Genomic DNA, 2936 nt, shown 5'->3' on the forward strand with positions numbered 1-2936 from the left:
TTGGTTAAGTCCTCGATCTATTAGTATCTGTCAGCTCCACGTGTCACCACGCTTCCACCTCAGACCTATCAACCTCGTCATCTTCGAGGGATCTTACTAGCTTACGCTATGGGAAATCTCATCTTGAGGGGGGCTTCATGCTTAGATGCTTTCAGCACTTATCCCTTCCACACATAGCTACCCAGCTATGCCCTTGGCAGGACAACTGGTACACCAGCGGTGTGTCCATCCCGGTCCTCTCGTACTAAGGACAGCTCCTCTCAAATTTCCTACGCCCACGACGGATAGGGACCGAACTGTCTCACGACGTTCTGAACCCAGCTCGCGTACCGCTTTAATGGGCGAACAGCCCAACCCTTGGGACCGACTACAGCCCCAGGATGCGATGAGCCGACATCGAGGTGCCAAACCTCCCCGTCGATGTGGACTCTTGGGGGAGATAAGCCTGTTATCCCCGGGGTAGCTTTTATCCGTTGAGCGATGGCCCTTCCATGCGGAACCACCGGATCACTAAGCCCGACTTTCGTCCCTGCTCGACTTGTAGGTCTCGCAGTCAAGCTCCCTTATGCCTTTGCACTCTTCGAATGATTTCCAACCATTCTGAGGGAACCTTTGGGCGCCTCCGTTACTTTTTAGGAGGCGACCGCCCCAGTCAAACTGCCCACCTGACACTGTCTCCCGAAGCGATTAGCTCCGTAGGTTAGAATTTCAATACAGCCAGGGTAGTATCCCACCGACGCCTCCACCGAAGCTAGCGCTCCGGTTTCTACGGCTCCTACCTATCCTGTACAAGCTGTACCAAAATTCAATATCAGGCTACAGTAAAGCTCCACGGGGTCTTTCCGTCCTGTCGCGGGTAACCTGCATCTTCACAGGTACTATAATTTCACCGAGTCTCTCGTTGAGACAGTGCCCAGATCGTTACACCTTTCGTGCGGGTCGGAACTTACCCGACAAGGAATTTCGCTACCTTAGGACCGTTATAGTTACGGCCGCCGTTTACTGGGGCTTCGATTCAGAGCTTCTCCTTACGGATAACCCCTCCTCTTAACCTTCCAGCACCGGGCAGGTGTCAGCCCCTATACTTCGCCTTGCGGCTTCGCAGAGACCTGTGTTTTTGCTAAACAGTCGCCTGGGCCTTTTCACTGCGGCTTCTCAGGGCTATTCACCCTAAAAAGCACCCCTTCTCCCGAAGTTACGGGGTCATTTTGCCGAGTTCCTTAACGAGAGTTCTCTCGCTCACCTTAGGATTCTCTCCTCGCCTACCTGTGTCGGTTTGCGGTACGGGCACCTCTCACCTCGCTAGAGGCTTTTCTTGGCAGTGTGGAATCAGGAACTTCGGTACTATATTTCCCTCGCCATCACAGCTCAGCCTTTATGACAAGCGGATTTACCTACTTGTCAGCCTAACTGCTTGGACGCACATATCCAACAGTGCGCTTACCCTATCCTTCTGCGTCCCCCCATTGCTCAAATGGTGAGGAGGTGGTACAGGAATCTCAACCTGTTGTCCATCGCCTACGCCTTTCGGCCTCGGCTTAGGTCCCGACTTACCCTGAGCGGACGAGCCTTCCTCAGGAAACCTTAGGCATTCGGTGGAGGGGATTCTCACCCCTCTTTCGCTACTCATACCGGCATTCTCACTTCTAAGCGCTCCACCAGTCCTCTCGGTCTAGCTTCGCTGCACTTAGAACGCTCTCCTACCACTGTCCGTTAGGACAGTCCACAGCTTCGGTGATACGTTTAGCCCCGGTACATTTTCGGCGCAGAGTCACTCGACCAGTGAGCTATTACGCACTCTTTAAATGGTGGCTGCTTCTAAGCCAACATCCTGGTTGTCTATGCAACTCCACATCCTTTTCCACTTAACGTATACTTTGGGACCTTAGCTGGTGGTCTGGGCTGTTTCCCTTTCGACTACGGATCTTATCACTCGCAGTCTGACTCCCAAGTATAAGTCTTTGGCATTCGGAGTTTGACTGAATTCGGTAACCCGTTGGGGGCCCCTAGTCCAATCAGTGCTCTACCTCCAAGACTCTTCACTTGAGGCTAGCCCTAAAGCTATTTCGGAGAGAACCAGCTATCTCCAAGTTCGATTGGCATTTCACCCCTACCCACACCTCATCCCCGCACTTTTCAACGTGCGTGGGTTCGGGCCTCCATTCAGTGTTACCTGAACTTCACCCTGGACATGGGTAGATCACTTGGTTTCGGGTCTACGACCACGTACTATTTCGCCCTATTCAGACTCGCTTTCGCTGCGGCTCCGTCTCTTCAACTTAACCTTGCACGGGATCGTAACTCGCCGGTTCATTCTACAAAAGGCACGCCATCACCCATTAACGGGCTCTGACTACTTGTAGGCACACGGTTTCAGGATCTCTTTCACTCCCCTTCCGGGGTGCTTTTCACCTTTCCCTCACGGTACTGGTTCACTATCGGTCACTAGGGAGTATTTAGCCTTGGGAGATGGTCCTCCCAGCTTCCGACGGGATTTCACGTGTCCCGCCGTACTCAGGATCCACTCTGGAGGGAACGAAGTTTCAACTACAGGGTTGTTACCTTCTTCGACGGACCTTTCCAGATCGCTTCGTCTACTCCGTTCCTTTGTAACTCCGTATAGAGTGTCCTACAACCCCAAGAGGCAAGCCTCTTGGTTTGGGCTTATTCCGTTTCGCTCGCCGCTACTCAGGAAATCGCTTTTGCTTTCTCTTCCTCCGGGTACTTAGATGTTTCAGTTCCCCGGGTCTGCCTTCAATACCCTATGTATTCAGATATTGATACTGCTCCATTACGAACAGTGGGTTTCCCCATTCGGAAATCTCCGGATCGTTGCTTACTTACAGCTCCCCGAAGCATTTCGGTGTTAGTCCCGTCCTTCATCGGCTCCTAGTGCCAAGGCATTCACCGTGCGCCCTTTCTAACTTAACCTTAAA

The 2936-nt window shown here is 52.5% G+C and carries 1 rRNA gene; it reads right to left on the bottom strand.

The window, feature by feature from the left end:
• Positions 1 to 2931, bottom strand: a 23S ribosomal RNA gene (locus tag SLH52_RS23135).
• Positions 2932 to 2936 lie beyond the last annotated feature (5 nt).

Source organism: Cytobacillus sp. IB215665 (assembly GCF_033963835.1).
Lineage (GTDB): Bacteria > Bacillota > Bacilli > Bacillales > SM2101 > Nanhaiella.